This is a genomic window from Mesorhizobium sp. M1A.F.Ca.ET.072.01.1.1, from assembly GCF_004023325.1.
Lineage (GTDB): Bacteria > Pseudomonadota > Alphaproteobacteria > Rhizobiales > Rhizobiaceae > Mesorhizobium.
Map to the genome: position 1 here is coordinate 1 of NZ_RZSF01000359.1, position 6,358 is coordinate 6,358.

The window sequence follows — 6,358 nt, forward strand, 5'->3', positions numbered from 1 at the left end:
GTGCCGGGAGGATTATAGCTGCTCCCGCTGAAGGACGGGTGTGCTTCGCGATAAGCCTCGAGAGAAGTGCCTTTCGATCCTTGAAAGGCGCAACGCGCCGAATCGCTTGCCGGATTCTATTCAACGAAAACCTTCACGCTCGCCGCGCGCCCGGCGGCGTCGATAACGGTGAGAGTCGAATAGCCGGTGCCGTCGGGCTGCCAGGTCGCGGTGCGGCGGCGGTCGATGCCGGCGAGCGGCTTGCCGTTGGCAAGCCAGCGGAACGGCGCGCGGCCGCCTTGCAGCTTCAGCACAAGCGGCGAAGCGTCCGCAGAGTTGGTGCCGAGGTCGACGCGAGCCCCGTCCGGCGGGAAGACGATGGTGGGCGCCGGCTCGGTCGGCGTTGCCTGCACCAGCCCGTCGGAGCCGGCGCCGAAGCGGGCGAGCGTCACCGGCAACTCTTCGCGTTTGGGATTGAAGAGACCCGGCGGCCGGCCGGGCAGCGGCACGCTCGCCAAACCCGAGCGGACAAAGCCTTCGAACAGGATGGGCGCGGCCGAGACATAGCCGGAGAGGCCAGGTACCGGGCCGGCGTCGGCACGGCCGACCCAGACGCCAAGCACATAGCGGCCGTCGAAGCCAACCGACCAGGCATCGCGATAGCCGTAAGATGTGCCGGTCTTGTAGGCGATGCCGCGCTGGGCCGCACCTTCGGGCGGCTTCACGCCGGACAGGATGTCGTCGATCTGCCAGGCAGCCTGGTCGTCGAGGATGGTGGCGGTGACGCGCCCGGCATTGGCCGGCTCGGTGCCGTCATGCAGCGTGTGCATCTTGCCGCCATTGGCGAGGCCGGTATACAGCTGCACCAGGTCGCGCAAAGTCACGCCGGCGCCGCCGAGGCCGATCGCCAGCCCGGGCGCCTCGTTGAGCGGCAGGACCAGGTTGACGCCGGCCTGGCGGAAGCGCGCCGTGAGCCGCGCGGGACCAACTGCGTCCAGCACCCGGATCGCCGGCACGTTGAGCGACAGCTGCAGCGCCTGCCTGATGCTGACGTCGCCTTGGTAGCCCATGTCGAAATTCTTCGGCCGGTAGCCGCCAAAGTCGGCGGGGCTGTCCTCGATGATCGTCTCCTGCGCCACCAGGCCTTGCTCGAAGGCAAGCCCATAGATGAACGGCTTCAGCGTCGAGCCGGGCGAGCGCACTACTTTGGTCATGTCGATCCAGCCGGATCGGCTGGCGTCGAAGAAATCGGCTGAACCGACTTCGCCAAGAATGTCGCCGGTGCGGGCATCGGCCATCACCATGGCGACGGAAAGCTTTGGGCCGAGCTTCCTGGCGGCCTCTTTCGCCACCTGTTCCAGCCCTTGCTGAACACTGCGGCGGATGGTGAGTTGCAGCGGCTTGCCGGGTTGAGCCTTGGGCAGCATGGCGTAGGACGCATGCGCGGCCAATGCCGGCAGCTTGCGGCGCAGGCCGGAGACGTCGTCGAGCGCGGCGCGCGCTGCCTCTCGTTCGTTGAGCAGACCGGCCGAGACCATGCGGGTGAGCACGCGGTCGCGCGCGGCATGCGCGATGTCGAGGTTGCGGTCTGGCCGGCGCTTTTCCGGCAACTGCGGCAGCGCGACCAAAAGTGCTGCTTCCGATACGGTCAGCCGCTTCGGCTCCTTGCCGAAATAGGCGAGCGAGGCGGCGCGCACACCTTCCAGGTTGCCGCCATAGGGCGCCAGCGTCAGGTAGCGCTCGAGGATTTCGCGCTTGGACAAACGCCGCTCGATCTGGATGGCGCGCAGGATTTGCCTGGCCTTGGAGGCGAGGCTGCGGCTGTCGCGCGGCTCGATCAGACGGGCAAGCTGCATCGAGAGCGTCGAGCCGCCGGAAACGATGTGGCCGCTGGTGGCGAACTGCCCGGCGGCGCGACAAAGCGCCAGCATGTCGACGCCGCGGTGGTCCCAGAAGCGCTTGTCTTCATAGGCGACCAGCATGTCGACGAACTGCTTGTCGACCTGGTCGAGCCGAGTTTCCAGCCGCCAATAACCGTCCGGTGTGGCGAAGGCGCGCAAGAGTTCGCCGTCGCGGTCCTGCACTTCGGTGGAGACCGTCAGCGGCGCCGGGAGCGGCGGCGGGAAGGCGCGGTCGAGCTCCCAGAGAGCGGCGACGGAAAGGGCAAGACAGGCGGCGGAGGACGCTGCCGTTATGGCAGCGCGGCGCAACAATTTTTTGGAGAGCATGGCGCTGCCCCTCACCCTTACCCTCTCCCCGTGAACGACGGGGAGAGGAGGGCGTCAGCGCTGGAGCTTGTCCCTTCTCCCCGTCTTTCACGAGGATAAGGTGCCGGCAGTTGGATGATGGGCAGCGCTATCGACATGTTTGTGATCGCCAGCGTCGGAATACTTACTCCGCCTTGACCTCCATCATGCCGGAGGCGGTGCGGGCCGAATATTGCGGCCGGTACATGTCCTCCACCGTCGCCGCCGGATGGGCATAGGTGCCGGGCGTCACGGCGCGCACGACATAGGCCAGCGTGATGTTGCGGTCGCCGTCGCCTTCGTTGGGATTGAAGGCGGCGACGAAGCGGTCGTCGCGGAACTCCAGATGCGCGGCGTCGGTCTGCGCCAGCCAGGAGAAGTTCGACAACTGAGCGCTGGACACCAGGCTCGGATTGTCGATCTCGAAGCCGGCCGGCAACAGATCGGTGATCAGCAGGCGCGAGGGCCATTTGTTCTGCTCATAGACCTTGAGCACGACCACATAGCGTTCGTTCTGCCTGGCCTCGGTGATGTTGGCCTTAGTGCCGTCGAGCCTGTAGTAGGTACGATCGATGGTGAAGCCGTCGCCGCCGGCCGGCAGCGGCTCGACGGGTGCGGCCACCGCGGTGACCACCGCCTGCAGCGCCGTCGTGCCGGTGTTGGCGATGGCGAGCGGGCTGTCGACAAGGTCGTTGCCGGCAACCCGATCGGAATAGCCGCCGGTATGCGGCGCGCCGTTGACGGAAAGCGTGATCGAATTGTTGCCTTCCTTCAGCGCCCTTGCCGCAAGGAGCATCCAGGATTCGTCCTGCGTGCTCGTCCAGCGGGCGTCGGCGCGTTCACGCGCCACCAGCCTGATCAGCTGCGGCACGATGCTCGGCACCGGCTTCGATTCCGCGGCCAGCGCAAGCATCGCCCCGCCGTCACGAAGGGGCGAGCCATAATCGGAGCGATAGTAGTCGTATTCGGTGCTTGCCTGCGCCAGCCGCAAGGCCGTCTGGAAAGTCGCCTCCGAACGCTGGGTGTCGCCATAGAGCGCCAGGCTCGCGGCCAGTTGGGCGACAGCCATCGGGCTGGAGAAGGACTCGAGCTGCGTGTCCGAATAGTAGCGCAGATCGCCGATCGAGGCCTTCTTGTTGCGGGCGAGCACATAGAGCGCGTAGGCGATCTCGCTGCCGCGATCCTGGACGTCCTGGTCATAACCAAGCGAGTTCTGCAGGTTGTTCAGCGCCTGGTTCATCGCCTGAGCCGGCACGTCGTATTTCTGCTCGCGTGCCCGGGTCAGGAACTCCGTGACATAAGCATCGAGCCAGAGATCGCCGGACCCCGGGCCCCAGAGGCCGAAGCTGCCGCTTGATGCCTGGTAGCTCAGCACCTTGTAGACGGCATCTTGGATGCGCCCATGCAGGTCCGGATCGCTCTCCATGCCGATGCTTTTGGCCATGTCGTTGACATAGAGCAGCGGCAAGGCGCGGCTGGTTGTCTGTTCGGCGCAGCCATAGGGGTAGCGATCGAGCGTCATCAAAAGCGAAGGGACGTCGAAGGCGGCTGCCTGCGAGACGCCGATGCTGACCGAAGCACCGTCGAGCACGCTTGCGGCGAGCAGCTCCTTGTCGACGCGCAAGGCTCCGCCATTGGGCTTCAGGTCGACCACCATGCGGTTGGTGACCGGGAGCTGCGCCGGGCGCACCGGCAGGTAGAGCGTCTGCTCGACCTCCGTTCCGCCGTTATGCGCGAGCTTGACGGTGATCGAAGCGTCGCCCGCCGTCTGCGCGATCAGCGGAAATGAGAGCGCTTGCCGCTTGCCCTGGCTAAGCGTCAGCTTCTCGGGCAGGGGCTTGTCGCCGGTCGAGAGATCGCCGGTCGTGGTGACCGACAGCTTGTAGTCGCCGGCAGGGCCGTCGGTGTCGGCGATGTCGAGACGCATCGTCGCGGCATCGCCAGGCGCCAGGAAGCGCGGCAGGCCGGCGGTGATCACCACCGGATCGCGCACGATGACGTCGGTTTGAGCATGGCCGACGGCCTCTTTGGTCCAGGCGACGGCCATGACGCGCACGGTGCCGTTGAACTGCGGGATGTTGAAATCGATCCGCGCCTTGCCGTTGGCATCGAGCTCGACCGGGCCGGAGAAGAAGGCGACCAGCTTCTCGGTCGGCGGGCTGCCCTGCGACTGCATGTTGGCGCCGTCGCCGCCAGTCCGCAATTTGCCGGTGGTGCCGAGCGAACCGTCGATCAGGCGGCCATAAAGGTCGCGGATTTCAAGACCGAGCATACGCTGGCCAAAGAACCAGCCCTCCGGATCGGGCGCCTTGTAGTTGGTGAGATTGAGGATGCCGACATCGACGGCCGCGACCATCACATAGGCCTTGCTGCCGGCTTGCGCGCCGCTGACGGCGACCGGGATCGACAGTTGCTGGCGCGGGGCCGTCTTTTCAGGCGGCGTAAGCGCAACAGTGAGCTTTTTCGAACCCGGATCGACGGTCAGCCATTTGACGCCGATTGCGCGGGCCGGCATGCGCGATTCCTGCGCATCGCCGGGCCGGAACAAAGTCGCCGTGACATAGGCGCCGGCGCCCCAGTCGTTGCCGACCGGGATGTCGACGGTGCTGCCGCCGGTCGGCACCGAAGCGGTGACGGTCTTCAACAGCTTCTCGGCGCCGATGGTGACCAGGAGTTCGCCGGCAAAATGCGGCGACACCTTGAGCTTGGCCACCTCGCCGGCGGCGTAAGTGTCCTTGTCGAGGGCGATCTCCAGGCCGTCCGGTGTTTCGGTGGTGGTCGAGGCGACGTACCAGCCGGCGTCGAACTCATAGCTGGTCGCCGGGCCATCGGGGTCGGCCGTCTCGACCTCGAGCCGGTAGCGGCCCCAGTCGACAGGAAGTGACACGGTCGCCTCGCCGTCGGCTTTCAGGTCGATCTGGCCGTTGGCGACGGCCTTGGTGAGGTTCACCGCTTCATAGTTCCAGGAATTGTTCGAACGGTACCACTGGTAATTGCGCTCGACCTTGACCAGCGACCACTGCGCGCCCTTCAGCTCCTCGCGTTTGCCGTTCGGATCGACGGCGATGATGCTGAATTTCGCCGTTCCGCCTTGCGGCACCTCGCCGCCTTCGAAATCCGGGCGGATGCCGATCATCTCCTTTTCCGGATGGACGGCGATGTCGAGCGAGCGCTCGACGGCACGGCCGCCGGCTTCGCGCATGCGGACTGTGACCTTGGCGTTGATCAGCTTGGTCGTGGAGGGCAGTTGGTCGATCGAGACCGGGAAAGTCGCCTTGCCGTCGTCGCCGATGAGGGGAAGGTTGGCCAAAGGCGTCACCGAAGGTTCGGCCGACTGCTCGTCGGCGAGACCGAAGGTGAAGTCCTTGAACCGATCCCAGCTGTCCGTGGTCGACAGCGTCATCTCGCCTTCGAGCGCGAGGCCGGCGGCCGGCGCGCCATAGAGGAAGCGGCCGTCGACGCCGACATTGGCTGTCTCGCCCTGCGCGATTTCCTTCTTGTCGGCCGTCAAGTCGAACTCGATGCGATCCGGCACGAAGTCTTCGACCAGGAACATATGGCTGGCGACCGGTGTCTGCTTGGGATCGGTGTAGATCGACGCCGACCAGGTGCCGCGCATGGCGTTAGGCTCGAGCGACAGATCGACGGCATGGGCGCCGGCGGAAGCGCCGTCGCTGACGATACGGCGGTTCTCGACGCCATCGGGTCGGGTGAAGATGAAGGTCAGCGGCAGGTTGTCGACCGCCTTGGCGGCGCCGTCGCGCGCAAGGGCGGCGACATGGACGTCTTCGCCGGCGCGGTAGATGCCGCGCTCGGTCCAGGCATAGACGTCGAGCGCGCCGGGCGCGGCACGACCGGCAACGCCGCGGTCCGACAGATCGAAACCGGCGCGGCCCATGTCGAGGAAGACGAAGTCGTTGTCGCCCTGCTTGGCCATCAGCACCGCCGGCACCATGCCGCCTTCGCCGCGCGTCAGGCCGGGGTTGAAAACGGCATGGCCCTCGGCGTCGGACGTCGCCGTGCCGAGGATTTCATTGTTCTTGGCAAGCAGCGTCAGTTCAGCGCCGGCAATCGGCTTGGCAGAGCCCAGCGAGCGGGCGAAGACGTTGAGGCCGTCCTGGCCGGTATAGGTG

Annotated in this window: 2 protein-coding genes; both read right to left on the reverse strand. The window is 66.2% G+C overall.

Going from position 1 to position 6,358, the window contains the following annotated elements:
* Window positions 1-116: 116 nt before the first annotated feature.
* Window positions 117-2,207 (reverse strand): penicillin-binding protein 1C, encoded by a 2,091-nt coding sequence (gene pbpC / locus EOA32_RS31505; RefSeq protein WP_128373798.1) that lies wholly within the window; start codon window positions 2,205-2,207, stop codon window positions 117-119.
* 163 nt (window positions 2,208-2,370) lie between these two features.
* Window positions 2,371-6,358 (reverse strand): alpha-2-macroglobulin (locus EOA32_RS31510; protein ID WP_145971413.1); only part of this gene is annotated, 3,988 nt, incomplete at its 5' end.

Excerpts from the sequence above, each read along its gene's own strand:
- pbpC (WP_128373798.1), bottom strand. The coding sequence starts at position 2,207 with ATGCTCTCCAAAAAATTGTTGCGCCGCGCTGCCATAACGGCAGCGTCC.